General features: G+C 68.0%; 22 protein-coding genes and 2 pseudogenes. 12 read left to right on the forward strand and 12 right to left on the reverse strand.

Going from position 1 to position 25,212, the window contains the following annotated elements; genetic code table 11:
• Positions 1–214 (reverse strand): annotated as a pseudogene (locus O1Q03_RS37040) (multicopper oxidase family protein); the annotation flags it as partial.
• Positions 215–889: 675 nt separating this feature from the next.
• Between O1Q03_RS37040 and O1Q03_RS37045 the strand changes: the two are divergent.
• Positions 890–1,114: a hypothetical protein gene (locus tag O1Q03_RS37045; RefSeq protein ID WP_006478028.1), complete on the forward strand. Its 225-nt coding sequence runs from the start codon at positions 890–892 to the stop codon at positions 1,112–1,114.
• A 129-nt stretch (positions 1,115–1,243) separates the two neighbouring features.
• On the opposite strand, the gene O1Q03_RS37050 is transcribed toward O1Q03_RS37045, so the two are convergent.
• Together O1Q03_RS37050 and icd are read right to left on the reverse strand one after the other, a co-directional pair.
• Positions 1,244–3,472 (reverse strand): NADP-dependent isocitrate dehydrogenase, encoded by a 2,229-nt coding sequence (locus O1Q03_RS37050; RefSeq protein WP_269510517.1) that lies wholly within the window; start codon positions 3,470–3,472, stop codon positions 1,244–1,246.
• Positions 3,473–3,751: 279 nt separating this feature from the next.
• Complete coding sequence (gene icd / locus O1Q03_RS37055; RefSeq protein WP_269510518.1) at positions 3,752–5,008, reverse strand: NADP-dependent isocitrate dehydrogenase; 1,257 nt, start codon at positions 5,006–5,008, stop codon at positions 3,752–3,754.
• A 275-nt stretch (positions 5,009–5,283) separates the two neighbouring features.
• Between icd and O1Q03_RS37060 the strand changes: the two genes are divergently transcribed.
• The 5 genes from O1Q03_RS37060 to O1Q03_RS37080 all read left to right on the forward strand — a co-directional run bounded on the left by O1Q03_RS37060 (position 5,284) and on the right by O1Q03_RS37080 (position 10,539).
• Positions 5,284–5,862: a pseudouridine synthase gene (locus tag O1Q03_RS37060; RefSeq protein ID WP_269510520.1), complete on the forward strand. Its 579-nt coding sequence runs from the start codon at positions 5,284–5,286 to the stop codon at positions 5,860–5,862.
• Between the two features lie 291 nt (positions 5,863–6,153).
• Positions 6,154–6,366 carry a hypothetical protein gene (locus O1Q03_RS37065; RefSeq protein ID WP_006398520.1) on the forward strand — a complete coding sequence of 71 codons (213 nt, stop codon included), beginning with the start codon at positions 6,154–6,156 and terminating at the stop codon, positions 6,364–6,366.
• 159 nt (positions 6,367–6,525) lie between these two features.
• Entirely contained in the window at positions 6,526–7,026 is a 501-nt protein-coding gene (locus O1Q03_RS37070) for a DUF192 domain-containing protein (RefSeq protein ID WP_269510523.1), read from the forward strand.
• Positions 7,027–7,253: 227 nt separating this feature from the next.
• Complete coding sequence (fusA, locus tag O1Q03_RS37075; RefSeq protein WP_269510525.1) at positions 7,254–9,365, forward strand: elongation factor G; 2,112 nt, start codon at positions 7,254–7,256, stop codon at positions 9,363–9,365.
• Positions 9,366–9,528: 163 nt separating this feature from the next.
• Positions 9,529–10,539 carry a HoxN/HupN/NixA family nickel/cobalt transporter gene (locus tag O1Q03_RS37080; RefSeq protein ID WP_269510528.1) on the forward strand — a complete coding sequence of 337 codons (1,011 nt, stop codon included), beginning with the start codon at positions 9,529–9,531 and terminating at the stop codon, positions 10,537–10,539.
• A gap of 728 nt (positions 10,540–11,267) precedes the next feature.
• Here the strand turns inward: O1Q03_RS37080 and O1Q03_RS40345 are convergent.
• Both O1Q03_RS40345 and O1Q03_RS37090 read right to left on the reverse strand, forming a co-directional pair.
• Positions 11,268–12,152, reverse strand: a complete 885-nt coding sequence (locus O1Q03_RS40345; RefSeq protein ID WP_442865921.1) for a hypothetical protein — start codon at positions 12,150–12,152, stop codon at positions 11,268–11,270.
• Between the two features lie 60 nt (positions 12,153–12,212).
• Positions 12,213–13,058: an aldo/keto reductase gene (locus tag O1Q03_RS37090; protein WP_269510530.1), complete on the reverse strand. Its 846-nt coding sequence runs from the start codon at positions 13,056–13,058 to the stop codon at positions 12,213–12,215.
• Positions 13,059–13,225: 167 nt separating this feature from the next.
• Here O1Q03_RS37090 and O1Q03_RS37095 point away from each other — a divergent pair, with 167 nt between their 5' ends.
• Positions 13,226–13,972: a GntR family transcriptional regulator gene (locus O1Q03_RS37095; protein ID WP_269510532.1), complete on the forward strand. Its 747-nt coding sequence runs from the start codon at positions 13,226–13,228 to the stop codon at positions 13,970–13,972.
• Positions 13,973–13,978: 6 nt separating this feature from the next.
• Here the strand turns inward: O1Q03_RS37095 and O1Q03_RS37100 are convergent, their stop codons facing one another.
• On the reverse strand, positions 13,979–15,394 hold the full coding sequence (locus O1Q03_RS37100; RefSeq protein ID WP_269510533.1) for a CoA transferase: 1,416 nt from the start codon (positions 15,392–15,394) through the stop codon (positions 13,979–13,981).
• A gap of 140 nt (positions 15,395–15,534) precedes the next feature.
• Between O1Q03_RS37100 and O1Q03_RS37105 the strand changes: the two genes are divergently transcribed.
• Positions 15,535–16,767 (forward strand): citrate/2-methylcitrate synthase, encoded by a 1,233-nt coding sequence (locus tag O1Q03_RS37105; protein WP_269510534.1) that lies wholly within the window; start codon positions 15,535–15,537, stop codon positions 16,765–16,767.
• On the opposite strand, the gene O1Q03_RS37110 is transcribed toward O1Q03_RS37105, so the two are convergent.
• Entirely contained in the window at positions 16,740–17,063 is a 324-nt protein-coding gene (locus O1Q03_RS37110) for a DUF2917 domain-containing protein (RefSeq protein WP_269510536.1), read from the reverse strand. The two genes, O1Q03_RS37105 and O1Q03_RS37110, sit on opposite strands and share 28 nt — an antisense overlap.
• A 251-nt stretch (positions 17,064–17,314) precedes the next feature.
• Between O1Q03_RS37110 and mdtD the strand changes: the two genes are divergently transcribed.
• Together mdtD and O1Q03_RS37120 are read left to right on the forward strand one after the other, a co-directional pair.
• Positions 17,315–18,751: a multidrug transporter subunit MdtD gene (mdtD, locus tag O1Q03_RS37115; RefSeq protein ID WP_269510538.1), complete on the forward strand. Its 1,437-nt coding sequence runs from the start codon at positions 17,315–17,317 to the stop codon at positions 18,749–18,751.
• 177 nt (positions 18,752–18,928) lie between these two features.
• On the forward strand, positions 18,929–20,203 hold the full coding sequence (locus tag O1Q03_RS37120) for an EAL domain-containing protein (protein WP_269510539.1): 1,275 nt from the start codon (positions 18,929–18,931) through the stop codon (positions 20,201–20,203).
• 15 nt (positions 20,204–20,218) lie between these two features.
• On the opposite strand, the gene O1Q03_RS37125 is transcribed toward O1Q03_RS37120, so the two are convergent.
• The 3 genes and pseudogenes from O1Q03_RS37125 to O1Q03_RS37135 form a co-directional block, all read right to left on the reverse strand.
• Positions 20,219–20,824: a class I SAM-dependent methyltransferase gene (locus tag O1Q03_RS37125; RefSeq protein ID WP_269510542.1), complete on the reverse strand. Its 606-nt coding sequence runs from the start codon at positions 20,822–20,824 to the stop codon at positions 20,219–20,221.
• Positions 20,825–21,011: 187 nt separating this feature from the next.
• A pseudogene (locus tag O1Q03_RS37130) lies at positions 21,012–21,216 on the reverse strand (2-dehydropantoate 2-reductase N-terminal domain-containing protein); the annotation flags it as partial.
• A gap of 21 nt (positions 21,217–21,237) precedes the next feature.
• Positions 21,238–21,762, reverse strand: a complete 525-nt coding sequence (locus O1Q03_RS37135; RefSeq protein WP_269510543.1) for an Mpo1 family 2-hydroxy fatty acid dioxygenase — start codon at positions 21,760–21,762, stop codon at positions 21,238–21,240.
• Positions 21,763–21,843: 81 nt separating this feature from the next.
• On the opposite strand from O1Q03_RS37135, the gene O1Q03_RS37140 reads away from it, so the two are divergent.
• Together O1Q03_RS37140 and chrA are read left to right on the forward strand one after the other, a co-directional pair.
• Entirely contained in the window at positions 21,844–22,551 is a 708-nt protein-coding gene (locus tag O1Q03_RS37140) for a Crp/Fnr family transcriptional regulator (protein WP_269510544.1), read from the forward strand.
• Between the two features lie 173 nt (positions 22,552–22,724).
• Positions 22,725–23,936, forward strand: a complete 1,212-nt coding sequence (chrA, locus tag O1Q03_RS37145; RefSeq protein WP_269510546.1) for a chromate efflux transporter — start codon at positions 22,725–22,727, stop codon at positions 23,934–23,936.
• Positions 23,937–24,045: 109 nt separating this feature from the next.
• Here chrA and sodB read toward each other — a convergent pair whose 3' ends face one another.
• The gene (sodB, locus tag O1Q03_RS37150; RefSeq protein WP_059578375.1) at positions 24,046–24,624 is read right to left on the reverse strand and encodes a superoxide dismutase [Fe]; all 579 of its coding nucleotides are present in this window, start codon (positions 24,622–24,624) and stop codon (positions 24,046–24,048) included.
• 233 nt (positions 24,625–24,857) lie between these two features.
• The coding region (locus O1Q03_RS37155; RefSeq protein WP_332112576.1) for an exodeoxyribonuclease VII large subunit at positions 24,858–25,212 on the reverse strand (355 nt) is incomplete at its 5' end.

Genomic DNA, 25,212 nt, shown 5'->3' on the forward strand with positions numbered 1-25,212 from the left:
CCGGCAGCGCGTCGGGTGCCGCGAGCGCGGCCGGCGCCGGCTTGCCGTGCTGCGCGTGGCCCGCCATGCCCGACATCCCCATCCCGGGCATGTCGTCCATCTGATCCATGCCGGCCATGCCCGCGTGACCGGCATGCTGCGCCCACGCGGTGCGCGTGAACAGCGATGCGGCCGCGATGCCGATGGCGTGCGACAGGAAGGTTCTCCGTATCATCAATCGTTCCTCGTTATTCGTGATCGGTGCTGCGTCGCGCGGCCGCCGCGACGCGAAGCCTGATGCCCGCGTCATCATAACCGCACCCCCCGGGCGAAACGCCGCGACACCCGACGAGCGGCGATACGCCGCAGCACGCGAGTTCCGCCGAACCAATCGCACATCAATCGCGCACGCTGGCGCGACACCATCGAGCGCTTGCGCGCCGGGTTTTGAACGCGGTGTATTGGACGTGCGCGCTGCCCGCCGACCGCCGCCGCTGCCCTCCTTTCCAATTCCTTACTGTCGCCGCCCGTCCCAATCGCGCAACCCGGAGCGGCACGCCGCATCCGGCCGATTCGCGGTGCCGTCGATTTTTCACGATGCGGAACAAGTCCCTGCGTTATAAAAATTCGTGGTGCGAGGCACAAATTCGCTGTTTCGCGATGCCAAAAAACGTTCCGCAATACAAAATTCGCGAAATAAGCATTTGTTTTAACACGGAAATTTTTGTTTCGAGAAAGCGTTCTACGTGCACCATCGCCAGCGGCCCCGGACGTAGACTTTGTTCCATGCACTGACGCTTCGCCACGACGTTCGACACGGAACCCGGCGCAAGCAGCCAGTCGGGCCATAGCCGGACGAACCGGCGGTCGGCACAACAGAATCGCTTGTAATCAGAAAGGGAGAACGGAAATGAAGGGATTTCGCTTTGGTTCAGCGCTCGGGTCGTTCTATATCCTGCCGGCAAACGGCGGCTGGGAAGCGACGTTCGGCAACGCTTCGCTCGGCGCATTCTCGTGCCCGGAAGTGGCCGCCGACCGCATCTCTCGCGGCGACTGCGCACAGCCGTCCGAACTGGACACGGCTACGCTGGAAGTGCCGGACGAAATCGCCGAATGGGAAATCGTCCACGTCTGAATGACGCGCCTGCAACAAAAAACGCCCCGGGCGACCGGGGCGTTTTCATGTTCGGCGGAACGGCGGGCCGCGCGGCCCGCCGTGTCGGCTGTCGCCGTTGCCGTGGCGCGCGCGGTGGCGCGGCCGGCGTCAGGCGACTGCGTCGACGATGCCGTTCAGCGTTGCGCTCGGGCGCATCGCCTGGCTCGTCAGCGCGACGTTCGGACGGTAGTAGCCGCCGATCGCCTGCGCGTTGCCTTGCGCGGCCGCCAGTTCTTCCAGGATGCGCGCTTCGTTGTCGGACAGCGCCTTCGCGACGCCTTCGAACTGCGCCTTCAGCTCGGCATCCTCGGTCTGCTCGGCCAACGCCTGCGCCCAGTACAGGCACAGGTAGAAGTGGCTGCCGCGGTTGTCGAGGCCGCCGACCTTGCGCGCCGGCGACTTGTTCTCGTCCAGGAACTTGCCGGTCGCCTGGTCGAGCGTCTTCGCGAGCACGAGCGCCTTCGGGTTCTGGTACGCGTTGCCGAGGTGTTCGAGCGACGCGGCGAGCGCGAGGAATTCGCCGAGCGAATCCCAGCGCAGGAAGCCTTCCTCGACGAACTGCTGCACGTGCTTCGGTGCCGAACCGCCCGCGCCCGTTTCGAACATCCCGCCGCCAGCCATCAGCGGCACGATCGACAGCATCTTCGCGCTGGTGCCGAGTTCCATGATCGGGAACAGGTCGGTCAGGTAGTCGCGCAGCACGTTGCCCGTGACCGAGATCGTGTCCTTGCCCGCGCGGATGCGCTCGAGCGAGAAACGCGTGGCGTCGACCGGCGTCATGATGCGGATGTCGAGGCCGTTCGTGTCGTGATCCTTCAGGTAGCGTTCGACCTTCGCGATGACCTGCGCGTCGTGCGCACGTGCCGGGTCGAGCCAGAACACGGCCGGCGCGCCGGTCGCGCGCGCGCGGTTCACCGCGAGCTTGACCCAGTCCTGCACCGGTGCGTCCTTCGTCTGGCACATGCGCCAGATGTCGCCCGACTCGACCGCGTGCTCGAGCAGCACGTTGCCGGCTTCGTCGGTGACGCGCACGACGCCGTCGGCCGGGATCAGGAACGTCTTGTCGTGCGAACCGTATTCTTCAGCCGCCTGCGCCATCAGGCCGACGTTCGGCACGCTGCCCATCGTGACCGGATCGAACGCGCCGTGCTGCTTGCAGTCTTCGATCACGGCCTGGTACACGCCCGCGTAGCAGCGGTCCGGAATCACGGCCTTCGCGTCGTACAGTTGACCGTCCGGGCCCCACATGCCGCCCGAATCGCGGATCATCGCCGGCATCGATGCGTCGACGATCACGTCGCTCGGCACGTGCAGGTTCGTGATGCCCTTGTCCGAGTTCACCATCGCGAGGCGCGGGCGCACCGCATACTCGGCCTTGACGTCGGCTTCGATCGCTTCGCGCGTGTCGGCCGGCAGATCCTTCAGGCGCGCGTACAGGTCGCCGATCCCGTTGTTCGGGTTGAAGCCGACCTTCGCCAGCACGTCCGCGTGCTTCGCCAGCGCGTCGCGGTAGAACACCGACACGAAGTGACCGAACAGGATCGGGTCCGAGACCTTCATCATGGTCGCCTTCAGGTGCACCGAGAACAGCACGTCCTGCGCCTTCGCGTCGGCGATCTGCGCTTCGATGAAGCTGCGCAGCGCGTTGCGGCTCATCACCGATGCGTCGATGATTTCACCGGCCTTCACGGCCGTCTTTTCCTTCAGCACCTTCGTCACGCCGTCATTCGTCGTGAGTTCGATCTTCACGCTGCCGGCATCGGCGATCAGCGCCGACTTCTCGCTGCCGTAGAAGTCGCCTTCGCTCATGTGCGCGACGTGCGCCTTCGACGTCGACTTCCATGCGCCCATCTTGTGCGGGTGCTTGCGTGCGTAGTTCTTGACCGACAGCGGCGCGCGGCGGTCGGAGTTGCCTTCGCGCAGCACCGGGTTCACCGCGCTGCCCTTGATCTTGTCGTAACGCGCCTTGACGGCCTTCTCTTCGTCGGTCGACGGATCTTCCGGATACGCCGGCAGCGCGTAGCCCTGCGCCTGCAGTTCGGCGATCGCGGCCTTCAGCTGCGGCACCGATGCGCTGATGTTCGGCAGCTTGATGATGTTCGCTTCGGGCTTCAGCGTGAGCTGGCCCAGTTCGGCCAGATCGTCGGAACCCTTCTGCTCCGGCGGCAGGACGTCGGCGAACGCCGCGATGATACGGCCGGCGAGCGAGATGTCGCGCGTCTCGACGGCGACGCCGGACGAACGCGTGAAGGCCTTGACGATCGGCAGCAGCGAATAGGTCGCGAGCGCGGGCGCTTCGTCGGTGAGGGTGTAGATGATCTTGGGCGAAGTGGACATGGTGGTCAAAGCATTGCTACGTGAAAGTGGGACTGGGGCGCCGGCGGTAACCGGCGGGTAGCGACCGGGTGGGTCGCGAAAGGAGCGCGCCGGTTCAGCCGGGCGGTGGTGTTGCGAGGGCGGTCATGTTCTACCTTGCAGGGCATCCGGGCCGCATCGCGGCGCCGCGGCCCGCATGCCGGACCACCCTGCCAACAAACTGCCATTCATGAAACGCTCCGGCGCCGGCAGTCAGCGCCGGGGCGGCCGGCGCTCCGCCGGCCCACCCCGGAAGGGGTCTTACATGTTCTCGATCAGCACTTCGCCGAAGCCGGAGCACGACACCTGCGTCGCGCCTTCCATCAGGCGCGCGAAGTCGTACGTGACGCGCTTCTGCAGGATGGACTTCTCCATCGCGGCGATGATCGTGTCGGCTGCTTCCGTCCAGCCGAGGTGGCGCAGCATCATTTCCGCCGACAGGATTTCGGAACCCGGGTTCACGTAATCCTTGCCCGCGTACTTCGGCGCCGTGCCGTGGGTCGCCTCGAACATCGCGACCGAATCCGACAGGTTCGCACCCGGTGCGATCCCGATGCCGCCGACCTGCGCGGCCAGTGCGTCGGAGATGTAGTCGCCGTTCAGGTTCAGCGTCGCGATCACGTCGTATTCGGCCGGGCGCAGCAAGATCTGCTGCAGGAACGCGTCGGCGATCGAATCCTTGATCACGATCTCGTTGCCCGTCTTCGGGTTCTTCACGCGCATCCACGGGCCGCCGTCGATCAGCTCGCCGCCGAATTCCTTCTGCGCGAGCGCGTAGCCGGCGTCACGGAACAGGCCTTCCGTGAACTTCATGATGTTGCCCTTGTGCACCAGCGTGACCGACTTGCGATCGTTGTCGATTGCATACTGGATCGCCTTGCGCACGAGACGCTCGGTGCCTTCGGTCGACACGGGCTTCACGCCGATCCCCGAGGTTTCCGGGAAGCGAATCTTCTTCACGCCCATTTCGTCCTGCAGGAACTTGATGACCTTCTTCGCCTGCTCGGAACCCGCCGCCCATTCGATGCCCGCGTAGATGTCTTCCGAGTTCTCGCGGAAGATCACCATGTCGATCTTTTGCGGCTCGCGCACCGGCGACGGCACGCCCTTGAAATACTGGACCGGGCGCAGGCACACGTACAGGTCGAGCTCCTGGCGCAGCGCGACGTTCAGCGAACGGATCCCGCCGCCGACCGGGGTCGTGAGCGGCCCCTTGATGGACACCACGTATTCCTTCAGCACCTGCAGCGTTTCGTCCGGCAGCCACACGTCCGGGCCGTACACCTTCGTCGCCTTCTCGCCCGCGAAGATCTCCATCCAGTGGATCTTGCGCTTGCCCTTGTACGCGTGTGCGACCGCCGCGTCGACCACCTTGATCATGACCGGCGTGATATCGAAGCCGGTGCCGTCGCCTTCGATATAGGGAATGATCGGCTGATCGGAAACGTTGAGCGTAAAGTCCTTGTTGACGGTGATCTTGTCACCGCCCTCCGGTACCTCGATGTGCTGATACGGCATGATCGACTCCAGTGACGTGGCTGAGCAGGTGATGCTGGTCGAAACTGCGCACGCGGCGAGGCGGCCTTGCCACCCCGTGACGGCAACAGCGAGCCGCTATTCTAGCGCCCCAACCGGGGGCGGCGGCACGAAGCGCGGCGCTGCGTATCAAGTCTCCCCTTATGTCTTATATAAGACAGAGGACTTGCCGTTCCGTATTATGCATTAAGATTCCGCCATTTGCCATAGACCGCCCGCCCCGCTTCCCCTGCGGCCCGCCGGGCTCGCCGCTCGCCATGACCCTGATCGCCCTCAACAAGCCGTTCGGCACGATTTGCCAGTTTTCCGCGCACGAGACGCGGCCGTCGCTCGGCGACTGGGTAAAAGCGCCCGGCGTCTACCCGGCCGGCCGGCTCGATGCGGACAGTGAGGGCCTGCTGCTGCTCACCGACGACGGCGCGCTGCAGGCGCGCATCGCGGAGCCGCGCCACAAGCTCGTCAAGCGCTACTGGGCGCAGGTGGACGGCGTACCGGGCCCGGCCGACCTGAAGGCGCTTGCGCGCGGCATCGATCTCGGCGACTACGTGACGCGCCCGTGCCGCGCCGAATTCATCGAACCGCCCGACACGCTGTGGCCGCGCAATCCGCCGATCCGCTATCGCGCCGCGATCCCGACCACATGGGTCGAGCTCGCGATCACCGAAGGCAAGAACCGGCAGGTGCGGCGGATGACGGCCGCGATCGGCTTCCCGACCTTGCGCCTCGTGCGCGTCGGCATCGGTGCGCTCGACATATTCGCGCTCGGCATTGCACCGGGTGAAACAATCGCGCTGCCGCCGCGCGCGCCCTGGGACGGTTTTGCGCACGGCGCATGACCGTGTCGACGGCCTTCGAATTTTTTCGTCATCTTTTTCGTCAACCGCCTGCGAAGATCGCGCGTTAAACCACGCAGATGCCACCCTTAGCTATCCGGCATTGGCAGCCGAGCAGGTATTTGCGTGTTTGCGTCACGAAAGCGACGCTTTCTTCGAATACGATTCGGCGCCCGCAGCGCAAAGAGAAATTTCTCGAAGCGTCTGTCAACCGAAAGGTGGATGGCACCGTTAGACGACATGACTCCTATTGCCGGGTCATTTGGTTAATTAACTAAAGCTGAGGAACACAACATGAACAAACTGATCGCTGCTCTGGTCGCTGGTCTCTTCGCAACGGCTGCTTTCGCACAAGCTTCGGCTCCGGAAGCTGCTTCGGCTGCTGCTCCGGCAGCTGCTTCGGCACCGGCAAAGCACAAGGCTGCCAAGAAGCACCACGCAAAGAAGCACCACGCAGCTAAGAAGGCAGCTAGCGAAGCCGAAGCTCCGGCAGCTGCTTCGAACTAAGCAAGCTGGATGTAATAACGCAGTCAAGAACACGCAGTTCTGCCGTTCTTACGGCGTTGAAAGGCAGGTCACCGCAAGGCGATCTGCCTTTTTCTTTTTGTGCCCGCCTGCGCGCTTCGCGTACCATGCGGGTCTCGTTTTCCCGATAGGAGCCCTGCTGTGCGATTCTCCCTGCGCTCGTCGCTCGGCCGCCTTGCGCGCGCCGCCGTGTTTCCCGCCGCGCTCGCCGTGCTCGCACTCGGCATGCAGGCCGCCAGCGCGCAAGTGCCGCCCGGCGCCAAGCAGCCGAGCGAATTCCCGCGCGTGAAGCTGCGCGCCGGCATGTACGTGATCGACGCGGCCGTCGCCGCGAACGACGCCGACCGCGAACAGGGGCTGATGTACCGGTCGCAGCTCGCACCGAACGAAGGCATGCTGTTCGTGTTCAACGAAAACGCCGTGCACTGCTTCTGGATGAAGAACACGCTGATCCCGCTGTCGATCGCGTTCGTCCGCGCGGACGGCACGATCACCGACATCGACGAAATGCAGGCCGAGACGACCGACAACCACTGCCCGCGCAACAACGGCGTCTATGCGCTCGAAATGAGCAAGGGCTGGTTCGCGGCGAAAGGCATCAAGCCGGGCATGAAGCTCGACGGGCTGCCGAAGCCCCAGTAACGCCCGTCGCGGCCGCACCGCCGCGCATCGACCGAAGCCGGCCGCCCGTCGTTTGTTGTCGGGCGCCGGCTTTTTTTTCGCCTGCCGCACCCGCGCGCGCTTGATTCGGCAAACGCCGCCCGCATCTGCAAAAGCCACGGACAAGCGCTATCCTTTAAATCTCGCTTGCTCCAGTCCGGGCCCGCACCCGCCGGCCCGCTTACGATCCGAACCACCAGGAGGTTCACGTGCCCCGCAAAACCCCCATCGAGCGCTATCGCAATATCGGGATCAGCGCTCACATCGATGCCGGCAAGACCACGACGACCGAGCGCATCCTGTTTTACACCGGCGTGAGCCACAAGATCGGTGAAGTGCACGACGGCGCGGCCACGATGGACTGGATGGAGCAGGAGCAGGAACGCGGCATCACGATCACGTCGGCCGCGACCACGGCCTTCTGGAAGGGCATGGCCGGCAACTATCCGGAACACCGCATCAACATCATCGACACCCCCGGGCACGTCGACTTCACGATCGAGGTCGAGCGCTCGATGCGCGTGCTCGACGGCGCGTGCATGGTCTACGACTCGGTCGGCGGCGTGCAGCCGCAGTCCGAAACCGTGTGGCGCCAGGCGAACAAGTACAAGGTGCCGCGCATCGCATTCGTCAACAAGATGGACCGCATCGGCGCCGATTTCTTCCGCGTGCAGAAGCAGATCGGCGAGCGCCTGAAGGGCGTCGCGGTGCCGATCCAGATTCCGATCGGCGCGGAAGACCATTTCCAGGGCGTCGTCGATCTCGTGAAGATGAAGGCGATCGTGTGGGACGACGAAAGCCAGGGCGTGAAGTTCACGTACGAAGACATCCCGGCGAATCTCGTCGAGCTCGCGCACGAATGGCGCGAGAAGATGGTCGAGGCCGCTGCCGAGGCGAGCGAGGAGTTGCTCGAGAAGTATCTGCACGACCACGAGTCGCTGACCGAGGACGAGATCAAGGGCGCGCTGCGCAAGCGCACGATCGCCAACGAGATCGTGCCGATGCTGTGCGGCAGCGCGTTCAAGAACAAGGGCGTGCAGGCGATGCTCGACGCCGTGATCGACTACCTGCCGTCGCCCGTCGACGTGCCGGCGATTCTCGGCCACGACTTCGAGGATCCGGAAAAACCGGCGGAACGTCATCCGAGCGACGACGAGCCGTTCTCCGCGCTCGCGTTCAAGATCATGACCGACCCGTTCGTCGGCCAGCTGATCTTCTTCCGCGTGTATTCGGGCGTCGTCGAGTCGGGCGACACGGTGCTCAACGCGACGAAGGACAAGAAGGAACGGCTCGGCCGGATCCTGCAGATGCACGCGAACGAGCGCAAGGAAATCAAGGAAGTGCGCGCGGGCGACATCGCGGCGGCCGTCGGCCTGAAGGAAGCGACCACCGGCGACACGCTGTGCGATCCGGCCAAGCCGATCATCCTCGAGAAGATGGAATTCCCGGAGCCGGTAATCTCGCAGGCCGTCGAGCCGAAGACGAAGGCCGACCAGGAAAAGATGGGCCTCGCGCTGAACCGTCTCGCGCAGGAAGATCCGTCGTTCCGCGTGCAGACCGACGAGGAATCCGGCCAGACGATCATCTCGGGGATGGGCGAGCTCCACCTCGAAATCCTGGTCGACCGGATGAAGCGTGAGTTCGGCGTCGAGGCGACGGTCGGCAAGCCGCAGGTCGCGTATCGCGAAACGGTGCGCACGACGGCGGCCGACGTCGAAGGCAAGTTCGTCAAGCAGTCGGGCGGGCGCGGCCAGTACGGTCATGCGGTGATCACGCTGGAGCCGAACCCGGGCAAGGGCTATGAGTTCCTCGACGAGATCAAGGGCGGCGTGATTCCGCGCGAGTTCATCCCGGCCGTCGACAAGGGCATCACCGAGACGCTGAAGAGCGGCGTGCTCGCGGGCTACCCGGTCGTCGACGTGAAGGTGCATCTGACGTTCGGTTCGTACCACGACGTCGACTCGAACGAAAACGCGTTCCGGATGGCCGGCTCGATGGCGTTCAAGGAAGCGATGCGCAAGGCGAAGCCGGTGCTGCTCGAGCCGATGATGGCCGTCGAGGTCGAGACGCCCGAGGACTTCATGGGCAACGTGATGGGCGACCTGTCGAGCCGGCGCGGCATCGTGCAGGGGATGGAGGACATCGCCGGCGGCGGCGGCAAGCTGGTGCGCGCCGAGGTGCCGCTTGCCGAGATGTTCGGCTATTCGACGTCGCTGCGCTCGGCCACGCAAGGCCGCGCGACGTACACGATGGAGTTCAAGCATTACGCCGAAACGCCGACGAACGTGTCGGAAGCGGTGATCAACGCGAAAGTGAAGTAAGCGCCGCTGCCGCGGCGAAGCGAAGCCCGTCCGGTTCCGGACGGGCTTTTTTTCGTGCGCCGAACGAACCGGCACGCGCGGCTGGCAACGCGTTCGATCGGCACGCCAGGCGTTTTTTTCGCATGCCACAATGCATCGAGATTCGTCCGATGGAACCGCCCCGATGCCCGCGACCCCTGCCCTGCGCCGCCTGTTGACCCTCTATGCCGGCCTGATCGCCGCGAACGTCGCCGTCTGGCTGTGGGCGCTCGCGGTGCTGCGCGACCATCCGCTGCTGCTCGGCACCGCGGCGATCGCATACGGGCTCGGGCTGCGTCATGCGGTCGACGCGGATCACATCGCCGCGATCGACGTCGCGACGCGCAAGCTGATGCAGGACGGCCAGCGTCCGGCGAGCGTCGGCCTGTTCTTTTCGCTCGGTCATTCGACGATCGTGATCGCGGCGACGCTCGGCATCGCGCTGACCGCGTTCGCGCTGCGCGACCGGTTCGATGCATTCCGCGCAATCGGCGGCACGATCGGCACGGCGGTATCGGCCACCTTCCTGCTGGTGCTCGCGTGCGTGAACCTGATGATCTTGCGCGACGTATGGCGACGCTATCGCGGCGCGTCCGGGCACACGCACGACGGCGCGCACGACCATCGTCCCGCCGGACTCGTAGCGCGATTGCTGCGCCCGCTGTTCCGGTTCGTGTCGAAGAGCTGGCACATGTATCCGGTCGGCGTGCTGTTCGGGCTTGGTTTCGATACTGCAACCGAAATCGGCCTGCTCGCGATCGCCGCCGCGCAGGCGAGCCACGGGCTGCCCGTCTATACGGTCATGCTGTTTCCCGCGCTTTTCACCGCCGGCATGACGCTGATCGACTCGACCGACAACGTGCTGATGATCCAGGCATACGGCTGGGCGATGGACGATCCGCAGCGCAAGCTGCTCTACAACGCGAGCATCACGTTCGTGTCGGCGGCCGTCGCGCTGGCGATCGGCGGGATCGAGGCGGCCGGCCTGCTGGCCGACAAGCTGTCGCTGACGAGCCCCGTGCGCGACACGCTCGATGCGCTCGGCGAACGCTTCGGCTCGATCGGCTACGGGATCGTCGCGCTGTTCCTCATCTGCTGGATCGCGTCGATCCTGTTCCACCGCTGGCAGCGCGCGGCCGACGCGCCGGCGCGCTGAACGCCCCCGACGTTTCATTCCGGAAACAAAACGCTCCGAACGACGTTGCATGCGCGGTCACGCGACTGCGCCCGCCTTACGCGACGGGCCTGAGCGGCCGATGGCACGAATCTCGCAGAGTGGGATTCGCACGGCGGGCCCGCGTGCCGATCCGCGTTCGCGGCTGACGACCAGCGTCGGCCCGAAGGTCTTCGGCCGACGATAGGACAACGAATCTTTTACGCCCCCCTGCACCACACGTAAATCGTCGCGCGGCTACGAGGCATCGCGCGCATGGGGAGGCCATGATGCATAAGACGAAACAACCGTTCCGCGCGGCGGGACGGCGCCCTCGTGCAACCTTGCTGGCCGCAGCCGCGCTCGCGTGCTGCTGCTCGTATGCCGTCGCACAGAACACGACGCCTGACGCCGCGCCCGACGCGAACGCCAGCGCGGACACCATCATGACGCTGGTCGAGAACGCATCGCCGTGCGACGCCAATCCGGCTGCGTGCGCGGTACACGTTTATGCCGGCCGGGGCGTCGGTAATGGCGGTGCCGGTGCGGGCGGCAGCGGGAACGGGAACGGCGGCGCCACCGCGAATGGGAACGGTAGCGGCGGCAACAACGGGAACGGCGCCGTCGGACCTGCCGGTGTCGGCGGAACAACCGGCGGAACCTCCGGCACTACGGGCGGCACCGGCCGTGCAGGCAATGCGTCCGGCAATGGTGGGTCAGGTGGTGGTACTTCAGGCGGCGGCACTTCGGGTGGCGGTACTTCGGGTGGCGGCACTTCGGGTGGCGGCACTTCGGGTGGCGGCACTTCCGGTGGCGGCACTTCCGGTGGCGGCACTTCCGGTGGCGGCACTTCGGGTGGCGGCACTTCCGGTGGCGGCACTTCGGGTGGCGGAAGCCACGGTGGTGGCGATGGTGACGGCGGCGGTCACGGTCATGGCGGCGGCCATGGCGACGGCGGCGGTCACGGCGACGGTGGCGGCGGTCACGGCAACGGCGGCGGCCATGGTGACGGTGGCGGCGGTCACGGCAACGGCGGCGGCCATGGTGACGGCGGCGGCGGTCACGGCAACGGCGGTGGTCATGGTGACGGTGGCGGCGGTCACGGCAACGGCGGCGGCCATGGTGACGGCGGCGGCGGTCACGGCAACGGCGGTGGTCATGGTGGTGGCAGCGGCGGTGGCGGTGGCAACGGCGGCGGCCATGGTAACGGCGGCGGTGGCCACGGTAGTGGCGGCGGCAATGGCAACGGCAGCGGTGGATCCGGCAATGGAGGCACCAGTGGCGGTGCCGGCGGGGGCCACGGCAACGGCAATGGCGGCGCGGGCAACGGTGGCGGGAACGGCAACGGTGCCGGCGGCAATGGCGGCGGAAACGGTAACGGCGGTGGAGGCGCGGGCACCGGCGGCGGGAGCGGCGGTAACGGCGGTAACGGCGGTAACGGCGGTAACGGCGGGAGCGGCGGGAGCGGCGGGAGCGGCGGGAGCGGCGGCGCCAACGGCGGCCACGGCAATGGCGGCGGCAACGGTAACGGCAATGGCAGTGGCGGCGCCGGCAACGGCGGGGCCAACGGCGTCGGCAACGGCCGTGGCGCCGGCAACGGTAACGGCGGCGGTCACGGCAACGGCGGATCGTCCGGCGGCAACCACTGACCCGAGGCGTTGCCCAGCCGAAGTCGGTCAGAGCATCTCGAGCGCGCGCTTGCTGCGCGGCGGACGGAAATACGCGTCAAGCTGCGCGCGCTCGTCATCGCTGAACACGAAATCGAGCGCGGCGCGGTTGTCGCGCACGTGCTCGATCCGCGATGCCTTCGGAATCGCGAATACACCTGGCTGCGCGAGCACCCACGCCAGTGCGACGCGCATCACCGACACGCCGCGCAGCCGCGCGATCTCGTCGAGCGGCGAGCGTTTCGGCAGCCGCCCGTGATCGACCGGGCTGTACGCCATCGCCGGGATCCGACGATCGGCCAGCCACGGCAGCAGGTCGAACTCCGGGCCGCGCCGCGCGATGTTGTAGAGAATCTGATTGGTGGCGCACGCACCGCCGCCCGCATGGTCGACGAGTTCGGCCATGTCGGCCGTATCGAAGTTGCTCACGCCCCAGTGCCGGATCTTGCCCGCACGCTGCAACGCGTCGAAACCCTCGACCGTTTCCTCGAGCGGCACCGACCCGCGCCAGTGCAGCAGATACAGGTCGAGGCGATCGGTGCGCAGGCGCTTGAGGCTCGCGTCGCACGCGGCGACGACGCCGCGCCGGCTCGCATGGTGCGGATAGACCTTGCTGACGAGGAACACGTCGTCGCGCAGGCCCGCAAGCGCATCGCCGACCAGTTCCTCGGTCGCGCCGTCGCCGTACATCTCGGCGGTATCGACCAGCGTCATCCCGAGTTCGACGCCCTCGCGCAGCGCGGCGATCTCGTCCGCGCGCCGCGCCGGCCGCTCACCCATTTCCCAGGTGCCCAGGCCCAGCTTCGGAATCGTCTCGCCGTTCGGCAAGACGACCGTGGCGATCGTGTCTGTCATGCGTTTCCTCGTTGCGGATTCGTGGCCGCACACCGCGGCCGAAGCATCGGATACGACGCATCAGTGTAGTCAATCGGTGCGCCGCCGGCCTATTACGCGGCAAAAACCGGCTATAACGGCGCGGCATGATGACTTAGAATGGCCGCAACCTGATCGATACCCACTGTATGAAGGCACCCACGGACGACCGCTGGCAGGACCTGCGCCCCGACCCCGACAACGATACGCCGCTCTACCTGCAGCTCGCCCGCAAGCTCGGCGATGCGATCCACGACAACCGCTGGACGGCCGGCGAAGCGCTGCCATCCGAGCGGGTGTTGTCCGAAGCGCTCGGCGTGTCGCGCATCACCGCGCGCAAGGCGATCGCGCTGCTCGTCGAGCAAGGCCTGATCCGTCGCACGCAGGGCGCGGGCAACTTCATCCAGCCGCGCTACGAGGATCCGCTGTCGCGGCTGTCGAGCTTCAGCGAAATGCTCGAGCGCCGCGGCTTCAAGCCGAGCTCGCAGTGGCTCGCGCGCGAAATTCAGCCCGCGAACCGCGACGAAGTGATCCAGCTCGGGCTGTCGCCGGCCGCATCGGTTACACGCCTGAAACGTCTGCGCCTCGCCGACGGCATCGTGATGGCCGTCGAGAACTCGACGTTCCCCGCCACGCTGATTCCCGATCCGCAGGCGATCGGCGGTTCGCTGTACAGCTATCTCGAAGCGCGCGGCACGCCGATCGTGCGCGCGCTGCAGCATTTCCGCGCGGTCAACGCAACCGACGAGATCGCGCAACAGATGGGCATCGCGCCGCACGACGCGCTGCTGCTGATCACGCGAATCGGCTATACGTCCGACCAGCGCGCAATCGAACTGACCGATACCTACTGCCGCAACGACTACTACGATTTCGTCGTCGAACTGCGCAAGTAACGACCGTCACGCCGGCCGCGTCGCCGGCGCTGACAGCCAGCATGCGTCGTCGGTGCCGAGCGGCACGGGCGGCCGAGTGAACGTCGGCGGCGTCGCCGACAGTCGCTCGGCCGGCCGCACGGTGTCGAGCACGCCGAACGGCGATTCGACGCGGTCGATCCGGTCGCGCACGTCGGCCAACGCGAGATCGGACGCGTGCAGCCCGTCCGGCACCGCGCCGAACGACTGCAGCCAGCGCCCCGTCTGCGCGAGCGACAGCCGCACATGCCAGCTTCCCCCTTCGCGCGCCCGCCGGGCGAGCGCGATCATCGCGCCGAACGCCGCGAGATACCCGGTTGCATGATCGAGCGCCTGGCACGGCAGATGGCGCGGCCCGCTCGCCTGTGCGGCCTGCTGCTCCTGCCATGCGATGCCGCTCGCCGACTGCACGAGGCTGTCGAACCCGCGCCGCTTCGCCCACGGCCCGGCGTGCCCGTACGCCGACACCGACACGTAGACGATGCCGGGTCGCCGCTCGGCCAATGCCTGCGGCGCGAAACCGCGCGCCGCGAGCGCGCCGGGCCGGTACGACTGCAGAAACACGTCCGCGTCGCGCGCCAGAGCGTGCAGCGTATCGACGCCTGCCGCGTCGCGCAGATCGATCCACGTCGAACGCTTGCCGCGCCCGTTGTCGATCACGAGCGGCGCGATGTTCGGCAGGTGCGGACCGTTGACGAGCAGCGTCTGCGCGCCGTGCGACGCCAGTGTGCGGCCCGCGACCGGCCCCGCGATGATGCGCGTCAGATCGAGCACGCGCACGCCGGCCAGCGGCTGGCCGGCTTCGCCGCGGCCGATCGGCTCGGCCGGCGCGTCGCCGATCCGCTCGATCTCGAACAGCGGCAGCGACGCGATCGCGCGCGCCTGCTCGTGCGCTGCCCATTCGTCAGGGGTTCTGATTAATGCCGCGCACAGGCCGGCGTCGGCCAGCGCGGTATCGAGCGCCGCGCCGTCCCAGGTGCGGATCGCCGCGGCGACGTCGGCGGGCTGCGAGCCACAGCCCAGCACGTCGAGAATGCCGCGCAGGTGATGCGGGAAATTCGCGTGCAGTTGAATCCAGCGTCCGTCGCCCGTCTCGAAGAAGCCGGTCACCGGATGACGCAACTCCGGTGGCGGCCCACCGTCCACGCGCAGGTAGCGTTCGCTGCGGAACGCCACGAGCGCGTCGCGCACCGATACGTCGACCGATTGCGCCACGCCCGTTCGCAGCCGATGGCATTCGGCGGCCGCGAGCCCGGCCGCGGCGATCGTCGCGGCGGCGAGCATACCGACATGAAACGTCGACGGCAGCGTCGGGTCCTGCCCGGTCAGGGTCGTGCGGGCCAGCGCGTCGCGCTCGCCGTGCGCGAGTTGCCAAAGATGCGCTAATGCGGATTGGGGTGTCACGGTGGTGGAGACGCCGTAGAGGAGACGGAATCGAGTCTAGAATTCGCGCGAGGCACGATCAATCTTGATTGCGCGAATCAACACATAACGAATAGTTGTAGCGGGCCCGCGCTTCATGCGCGGTGACAGGAGCCACCGGCATGACATCCGTCAGTGCGCAGGAAGCCGCCGGCATGCTCGGCGTCAGCGTGAGCACCCTCTACGCGTACGTGAGCCGCGGCCTGCTGCGCTCGCTGCCCGACGGCGCGAGCAAGCGCCGCCGCTACGATGCCGACGAAGTGCGCCTGCTCGCACGCCGCCGCGCCGATGCGAAACGCGCGGGCGGCGTGGCCGAACGCTCGCTCGACTGGGGCGTGCCGGTGCTCGAATCGCGGATCACGCAGATCGCCGACGGCTGCCTGCGCTATCGCGGCGCCGACGCGATCTCGCTCGCCCGCGACGCGACGCTCGAGGACACGGCCGCGCGGTTATGGGATTGCCCGCCTGCGCGGCTTGCAGCCGCATCGCTTGCAGCGGCCGGTTTCGATACCCTGCAATGGAACGAGTGGGCACGCCGCTGGGCGCATCTCGCACCGCTCGAGCGCACGCTCGTGCTGCTTCCGGCCGCGGCCGCGTCGCTGCCGCGCCTGTGGGCGCAGGGCCGCGACGCGCAGATCGAAGCGGCCGCGCTGCTGCTGCGCATCGCGACGGCCGCGCTGGCCGGCAGCGCGCCCGACGACGCACCCGTGCATCGACAACTCGCGAACGCATGGCGGATCCGGCGGCGCGACGAAGCCGACCTGCTGCGCCGCGCGCTCGTGCTGTGCGCCGATCACGAATTGAATCCGTCGACCTTCGCGGTGCGCTGCATCGCGTCCACGGGCACGCACCTGTTCGGCGCGATCACGGGCGGGCTCGCCGCGCTGTCCGGCCCGCGCCACGGCGGCGAGACGTTCCGCGCAGGCGCACTGCTCGACGAAGCGGCGCGCGCCGCCGATCTCGACCGCTACCTCGCGCTGCGCATCGCGCACGACGAGCGCGCGGACGGCGCGCGCACGATGCTGTCCGGCTTCGCGCATCCGCTCTATCCCGACGGCGATCCGCGTGCGCGCGCGTTGCTCGACGCGCTGCATGCCGCACTGCCCGAGCGGCCGGCGTTGCGCGCGGCCCGTGCACTCGCCGCGCGCGTCGAAGCGGCGACCGGCTTGCGGCCGGCGATCGATTTCGCGCTCGCGGTACTGGAGCGCACGCTTGCGCTACCCGCCGGCGCCGCGTTCACGCTGTTCGCCGCCGGCCGTACCGCGGGCTGGATCGCGCACGCGCTCGAACAGTACGCGGACGGCAAGCTGATCCGGCCCCGTGCGCGCTACGTCGGCAGCGACGCGCCCGCATGAGCGCGGCCGCCGCGCCAGGCGGCGAACGCGCGCCGCCATCCATGCGCGGCCTGCACGGCGGGCGCCGGCTGCGGGCCGAACGAGAACACCGCGCCGCCCGCCCCCGCACCGATCCATACGCGCATGCCGGGCAATAGCGCCAGCGATTCGCCGGCGTGCAGCCAGTGATCGTCGACGCGACCTTCGATCGTCGCCCACACGTCGCCGTCCGTGACCAGCAGCACGGTGCCATCGACGATGCGCCACCGCCCGGCCGGCTCGTTGCCGTCCATCTCGTAGAGTCGCAGTTCGCGCATGGCCGCCTCCGGATCGCGTGGGTTCGATGGCACCAGTATTTCGGACGGCGGCAGCACAGCGACAGATACGCCTGCGGACAGTTTCGGCTGAACTGTACCGGTCTGACGGCGGATCAGTATCCGGCCGCAGCAGCCGCAGCAGCAGTCGCAGGGCCGGGCGATTGGGCGCGCCCCGTGATGGGGGCCGATCCTGCGAGGCACGGCGGCTTTGCCTACAATGTCGGCTGTCCCGCGCCACCGGCCAAGCCTCCATGTTCCAACGCCCGCCCGCCGCCGCTCCCGGCGAAAAGAACCTCACCGTGATGCTCTGGCTCGTTGCGACGGGCTTCTTCATGCAGACGCTCGACGCGACGATCGTCAACACGGCGCTGCCGTCGATGGCCGCGAGCCTCGGCGAATCGCCGCTGCGGATGCAATCGGTCGTGATCGCGTACTCGCTGACGATGGCGGTGATGATCCCCGTGTCGGGCTGGCTCGCCGATACGTTCGGCACGCGGCGCGTGTTCTTCAGCGCGATCCTGGTGTTCTCGCTCGGCTCGCTGCTGTGCGCGAACGCCCATACGCTGACGCAGCTCGTCGCGTTCCGCGTCGTACAGGGCGTCGGCGGCGCGATGCTGCTGCCGGTCGGGCGGCTCGCGGTGCTGCGCACGTTCCCGGCCGAGCGCTACCTGCCCGCGCTGTCGTTCGTCGCGATTCCCGGGCTGATCGGCCCGCTGATCGGGCCGACGCTCGGCGGCTGGCTCGTGAAGATCGCATCGTGGCACTGGATCTTCCTGATCAACGTGCCGGTCGGCATCGCGGGCTGCATCGCGACCTTCTATTCGATGCCCGATTCGCGCAATCCGGCCGCCGGCCGCTTCGACCTGAAGGGCTATCTGCTGCTGACGATCGGGATGGTCGCGATCTCGCTGTCGCTCGACGGCCTCGCCGATCTCGGGATGCAGCATGCGGCCGTGCTGGTGCTGCTGATCCTGAGCCTCGCGTGCTTCGTCGCATACGGGCTGTACGCGGTGCGCGCGCCGCAGCCGATCTTCTCGCTCGAGCTGTTCAAGATCCACACGTTCAGCGTCGGGCTCCTCGGCAACCTGTTCGCACGGATCGGCAGCGGCGCGATGCCTTACCTGATTCCGCTGCTGCTGCAGGTGAGCCTCGGCTACTCGGCGTTCGAGGCCGGGCTGATGATGCTGCCGGTCGCGGCGGCCGGGATGTTCTCGAAACGGCTCATCACGCGGCTGATCACGCAGCACGGCTACCGGAAGGTGCTGCTCGCGAACACGATCATGGTCGGCGTGATGATGGCGAGCTTCGCGCTGATGCGCGACACGGTGCCGGTATGGGTGAAGGTCGTCCATCTCGCGCTGTTCGGCGGCTTCAACTCGATGCAGTTCACCGCGATGAACACGCTGACGCTGAAGGATCTCGGCACCGGCGGCGCAAGCAGCGGCAACAGCCTGTTCTCGCTCGTGCAGATGCTGTCGATGAGCCTCGGTGTCACGGTCGCGGGCGCGCTGCTCGCGACCTTCACCGGCATGCTGCGCACGGTGACGCCGAGCAACACGCTGCCCGCGTTTCACGCGACCTTCGTCTGCGTCGGGATCATCACGGCCGCGTCCGCGTGGATCTTCGCGCAGCTCGCGCCGGACATCCGCGGCCGCGCGCGCAAGACGGACCCGTCCGAGCGCGCGTGATGCACGGCGCGCACCGGCAAACGCCATGCCGGCGCGCCACGCACCACGGCGGTGCAGCCCGAGCGCCGCAGACCGCAGCCGGCGGCCGCGACGGCGCGCCGCACGGGCCGCGACGCTGCGCATGCTTCTTGCTGTTCTATTCTGTAGGTAAACTGGCAGTCTTCCTTCGGCGACATCATGAGCATGATCGAAATCGATCCCCCCGGCTTCCAGCCGCCCCGCCCCGTCGCCGGCGACGACGGCAAGCGGCGCACCGTGCTGTACGGCGCGTACACCGTGTTCAGCGTGTTTCAGCCCGTTTTCTCGGTGTCGCACCGCCGCGCGATCGGCTATCACGCTTCGCTGCGCGCGCACGACGAGGACAGCCGCCAGATCGCATCGCACGAAGTGTTCACGCAGGCGGCACGGCGCGGCGACCTGCTGGAGCTCGGCCGGCTCGCCGAGTCGCTGCATCTGGGCAATTTCCACGCATTCGACAGCCATGACGAATGGCTCTTCCTGAGCCTGCATCCGGCCGCGCTGATGGACACGGTCTACGGCGACGCGCTGCTCGCGAACCTGAAGGCGCTCGGCCTGCCGCCGCATCGCGTGGTGCTGGAAGTGCCCGAACAGGCAGGCGGCGAGACGCCGCGCTATGCGGCGATCGTCGACGGGCTGCGCAAGGCCGGCTTCCTGATCGCGCTCGGCGGCTTCGGCGCGAAGCATTCGAACATCGATCGCGTGTGGCATCTGCATCCCGACATCGTGTCGCTCGACCGCGGGATCCTCGCGCAAGCGAGCGAACACTCGCACCTCGAGCGCGTGCTGCCCGGGCTCGTGTCGCTGCTGCACGAATCCGGCCAGCTCGTGCTGATGGGCGGGCTCGCGACCGAGCGCGATGCATTGATCGCACTCGAATGCGACGTGGATTTCGTGCAGGGGCAGTACTTCGCCGGGCCGAGCGTCGACCCGGTGCAGCCGCAGGCCGCGGCCGGCTGCATGGATACGCTGTCGGCCGCGTTGCGGCTGCGCGTCGCGCAGCGCGAGCGCACGCAGGCGGAACGCCTGGCGCCGTACATCGCCGCGCTGGAGGAAGCGAGCCGCAAGCTCGCCGCCGGCGAGCCGCTGCTCGATGCGGCTGCGGCCGTGCTCGCGCTGCCCGAAACCGCACGCTGCTTCCTGCTCGACGCATCCGGCCGCCAGATCGGCGACAACGTGCTCGCGCGCGGCAGCGTCTCGCAGCGGGCCAAACGCTTCCGGCCGCTGCTGCATTCGGAAGGCGCAAGCTGGGAGCGCCGCCCGTATTTCATCCACGCGATGCGCGCGCCAGGCCGCGTGCACGTGACGCCGCCGTACCTGTCGATCAACGAGGCGCACCTGTGCGTGACCGGCTCGGTCACCGCGCCGGCCGCGACCGGCATGCAGGTGCTCTGCGTCGACATCAACTGGGAAGCGGCGCTCAACCGCGAATGAACGCGCCCGCCGCGCTCATGCGGCGCCATCGGCCCGGCGCGCGATCAGCCGGTGCACGCGCTTGCCGGACGACGCACTGACCACTTCGTGTGCGTCGATCACGTGCATGCCGGCGCCGAGCGCCGCATGCATCCGCGCCGAATCGAGCGGCGTGTACAGGCGGCCGCGCTCATCGCGCAGCGCGCCGTTTCCGGCCACCCGCCAACTGAGATACAGCGTGCCGCCGGGCATCAGCAACGCGGCCAGCCGTGCAGCGGCCGCGGCCGCATCCGCCTGTTCGAGGTGCATCACGACCGTTTCGCACAGCACGTTGCGGAACACGCCGGACGGCACACCGGCCAGCGTCGGCAGCGCGGCCGTTTCGAAGGTCAGATCGGGATGGCGCCGGCGCGCCTCGTCGAGCAGCGCGGTGCTCGCGTCGTAGCCGCGCACGTCGAATCCGCACGAAGCGAGCCACGCCGTGTCGCGCCCGGCGCCGCAGCCGACGTCCGCCGTCAGCCCCGGCGAGAAATGCTGCTCGAGCAGCGCGTACATGTCGTCGGGCGCGGCCTGGTCGAGCCAGTCCTGCGCATATTGCGCGGCATGGATTTCGTAAGCATCGAGAGTCGGGCGATCCGCCATGGCGATTGCTCCGCGTACGCGTTGGTCTTGTAACGCACTCCGCATCTTAGCCGCTGTGAAGCGCGCGTGGCATGCGCGACGCGGGCGTTCCGCCAACCCGCCCGCGCCGTTACGCCGCCCGGACGGTGCTCTCGTGCGGCGCATGCGCGGACAGCGCCGCACGCAGCGCTTCGCCATGCCAGGCCGGGCGCGCCGCAGCCGCGGCGGCCGGATCGCTCGAAAACGCGACCTCCGCCGGTGCGAGCTGCGCGCGATAGCCGCGCCGGTCGGTCAGGGTCAGCCCGTGTGCGCGAATCGCGTCGGCGACCCGCGCGGCCGACAAACGTCACGTGTGCGCCTGCCGCCGCGAGCCGGCCGCCGAGATAGCAGCCGACCGCGCCCGCGCCGAACACGCAGACCGACGCAGCGACACGTCAGACATGCGAGTGCGCGCCGCCGTGCACGGGCCCCGCGCGCCGCTCGACTTCGCGGCGTACCTCGCTGCGCAGCCCCGCGAAGAACGCGACTTCGGCGACGACGAACAGCGGCCCGACCATCAGGCCGACGAGATCGTCGACGAACGCCGGCTTGCGCCCTTCGAACCAGTGCCCGACGAACTGCACGATCCAGCCGACCACGAACGCACCGATGCCGACGCCGAGCCATTGCGCGGCCGGCAGCAACGCGAGCGTCTGCGCGGCCCACAGCCCGAGCGCGAACAGCGCGGTCATCACGATCCCGAAGCGCAGGTCGAGACGCAGGTAGAACCCCGCGAATGCGACGGCGAGCAGCAGCGCCGGCGACAGCGCGACGCCGGCCAGCATCCCGAACGCCGGCCGCGACAGCAGCACCTCGACCGCGAACACGATCATCGGAATGCCGACCAGGTGCGTCGCGATGTTGCGCGCGTCGCGGTGGTAGGCCGCATATTGGGAGAGGTGGTCCTCGAGCGTCTTCATGGCGTCTCCTGAACGATCATTGAGCGCTATGATGCGCGTCACGCCCGAGAACCTCTGTCAGCTACCCGACATCGCGTGCCCATGCCCTCGCCGCTCGCCCCTTACCTGCCGCAGATCGAAGCGCACCCGTGGTTCGCCGCGCTGCCGCCCGGATTGCGTGCGCAGTTGCTCGAGCGCGCCGCGTTGCGGCGCCTGCCGGCCGGCCATGCGCTGTTCCGGCGCGGTGATCTGCCGTGCGGGCTGTATGCGGTACTGGCCGGCTCCCTCACCATAGGCGCGGTGGATGCGAACGGCAAGGAGGCGCTGCTGACGGTCGCCGAGCCCGTCACATGGTTCGGCGAAATCGCCCTGTTCGACGGCCAGCCGCGCACGCACGATGCGATCGCGCTCGACGACACGCTGCTGCTGCACGTCCCGCAAGCCGCCCTGCTCGCGATCCTCGACACGATGCCGCAATACTGGCGGCAGGTCGCGCTGCTGATGGCGCAAAAGCTCCGGCTGAGCTTCCTGACCGTCGAGGCGATGAGCGTAATGCCGGCCGCGCAGCGGCTCGCCACGCGGCTGCTGATGATCGCCGACGGCTACGGCGGGATCAGCGCCGGCCGCACGCGCATCCGGCTGTCGCAGGAAAAGCTCGCGTCGATGCTGTCGCTGACGCGGCAGACCACCAACCAGCTGCTGAAGGCGCTGCAGGCCGACGGCATCGTGCGGCTGCATGTCGGCGAGATCGAGCTGCTCGACGTCGACGCGCTGCGCCGCGCGAGCGGGCTGCCCGCCGGCATGGCCTGACGCCGGCGCAATCGGCGCATCGGCGTATCGGCGCATCGGCGTATCGGCGTATCGGCGTATCGGCGTATCGGCGTATCGGCGTATCGGCCATCGCCGCAACACCGCGTTCCCGGCGTCACGCCGTTGCGCTATCGTGGCGGCTCGTTCGCCCTTCACCCTTGTCCCCCGCTCCCTTGAACACGTCGACCGTCTCCGCTCCTTCCCGTCACGCGTGGCCCGTGTTCGTCGCGTTCCTGCGGCTCGGCCTCACGTCGTTCGGCGGCCCCGTCGCGCATCTCGGCTACTTCCGCGACGCGTTCGTCACGCGGCGCGGCTGGCTAACCGAGCGCGCGTACGCGGATCTCGTCGGGCTGTGCCAGTTCCTGCCGGGGCCGGCCAGCAGCCAGGTCGGCATGGCGATCGGGCTGTCGCGCGCGGGCTATGCGGGGATGTTCGCCGCGTGGCTCGGCTTCACGCTGCCGTCGGCGCTGCTGATGATGCTGTTCGCGCTCGGCGTGCACGCGACGGGCATGCCGGTCGCGGCCGGCGCGTTGCACGGGCTGCGCATCGTGTCGGTCGCGGTGATCGCGCAAGCGGTGTGGGGCATGGCGCGCACGCTGTGCCCGGATGCGCGCCGCGTCACGCTGATGGCGGCCGCGGCCTGCATCGCGCTGCTCGCGCCGGCCGCCTGGCTGCAGATCGCGGTGATCGTCGCGGCGGGCGCGGCCGGCCTCGTGCTGTTGCCGCAACCCGAGCGCGGCGCGCACGATCCGCTGCCGCTGCACGTGTCGCACCGCGCGGGCGTGCTATGGCTCGTCCTGTTCGCCGCGCTGCTCGTCGTGCTGCCGTTCGCGGCTCGCGCGCTCGACTCGCACACGCTTGCAGTCGTCGATGCGTTCTTTCGCACCGGCGCGCTGGTGTTCGGCGGCGGACATGTCGTGCTGCCGCTGCTGCAAGCGGCCGTGGTCGCGCCGGGCTGGGTCGGCGATTCGGCGTTCCTCGCCGGCTATGGCGCCGCACAGGCCGTGCCGGGGCCGCTGTTCACGTTTTCGGCGTTCCTCGGCGCGTCGCTGCGCGACCCGCCGAACGGCTGGCTCGGCGGGACGATCGCGCTCGTGTCGATCTTCGCGCCGTCGTTCCTGCTCATCGCGGGCACCGCACCGTTCTGGGAGGGCCTGCGCCGCAGCACGCGGATGCAGGCCGCGCTCGCGGGCGTGAATGCGGCGGTGGTCGGGCTGCTGGTCGCCGCGCTCTACCACCCGGTGTGGAGCGACACGATCGTGTCGCCGCGCGATTTCGCGGCGGCCCTCGTCGCGTTCGTCGCGCTCGTGTTCTGGCGCGTGCCGCCGTGGGCCGTCGTGATCGCGAGTGCTGCGCTCGGCTGGGTGGCGGGGCTGCTCGTCTGAGTCGGCAGGCGCCGCGCCGTCATCCGTAGCCGACAATAGCAAAAAGCCCTCGAAACGAGGGCTTTTTTTGCGGTGCCGCGCGCCGCAACGGCGCGCAGGACACGGGGACTTACGCGAAGTTCTTCGCTGCGAAGTCCCAGTTCACGATGTTCCAGAACGCTTCGACGAACTTCGGACGTGCGTTGCGGTAGTCGATGTAGTACGCGTGTTCCCACACGTCGATCGTCAGCAGCGGCTTGTCGGCCGTCGTCAGCGGCGTGGCTGCGTTGCTCGTCGACACGATGTCGAGCGAACCGTCAGCCTTCTTCACGAGCCATGCCCAGCCCGAACCGAACGTGCCGACTGCGGCCTTCGTGAAGGCTTCCTTGAACGCGTCGTACGAACCCCACTTCGCGTTGATCGCGTCGCCCAGCGCGCCCGACGGAGCACCGCCGCCGTTCGGCGACAGGCTGTTCCAGAAGAACGTGTGGTTCCAGATTTGCGCGGCGTTGTTGAAGATGCCGCCCGACGACTTCTTGATGATCTCTTCCAGCGGCAGGTTTTCGAATTCCGTGCCCGGGATCAGGTTGTTCAGGTTCGTCACATAAGCCTGGTGATGCTTGCCGTAGTGGTACTCGATCGTCTCTTTCGAGATGGTCGGCGCGAGTGCGTCTTCAGCGTACGGGAGCGGCGGGAGCGTATGAGCCATGGCGATTCCTTCGTTGAGTATGTAGGGAGGCTGTGTTGAATGCTGCCGAGCGTCCGATTGTAGGCGAGTCCGAATATCCCCGCAAACTCACGGGGCATTTATCCGCGGTATGCGGAAAATCGGCGTTGACGCTTCGTCCGGCAGGACGAGACGACGTCGCGCAGCATTCATTCCCGCAGCGGATGCGGGGGTGCGTCCGGCACGCGACCGTCGTTTCGCTCCCGCGGTTACCGTCAGATCGTATCGGTGAGCCGCGGCTGCACGTCGGCGAGCGACACGTCCGCCGAGCCTTCTGCCAGATGGACGGTCAGCCGGCGCTGCGGCTTCAACGCGCTCGGCGCACGCACCGCGCGGCCGGTCTGCGCGTCGATCAGCGCCGCATAGCCGCGCTCGAGCGTACGTTGCGGGCTCAGCACCTCGAGCCGCGCCGCACATGCCGAGACGCGCGCGGTATCGCGCTCGTAGCGACGCTGCAGCGCCACCGCAAGACGTTGCGACAGCCCCGCGAGCGCGTGGCGCGCGTGCGCGGGATCGGGCCGCGCGCGCTGCCAGCGCAACTGCGCGAGCGCGAACCGCGCGCGCGCGTCG

This window comes from Burkholderia sp. IMCC1007 (assembly GCF_027257875.1).
In the GTDB taxonomy this organism is placed as follows: Bacteria; Pseudomonadota; Gammaproteobacteria; order Burkholderiales; family Burkholderiaceae; genus Burkholderia.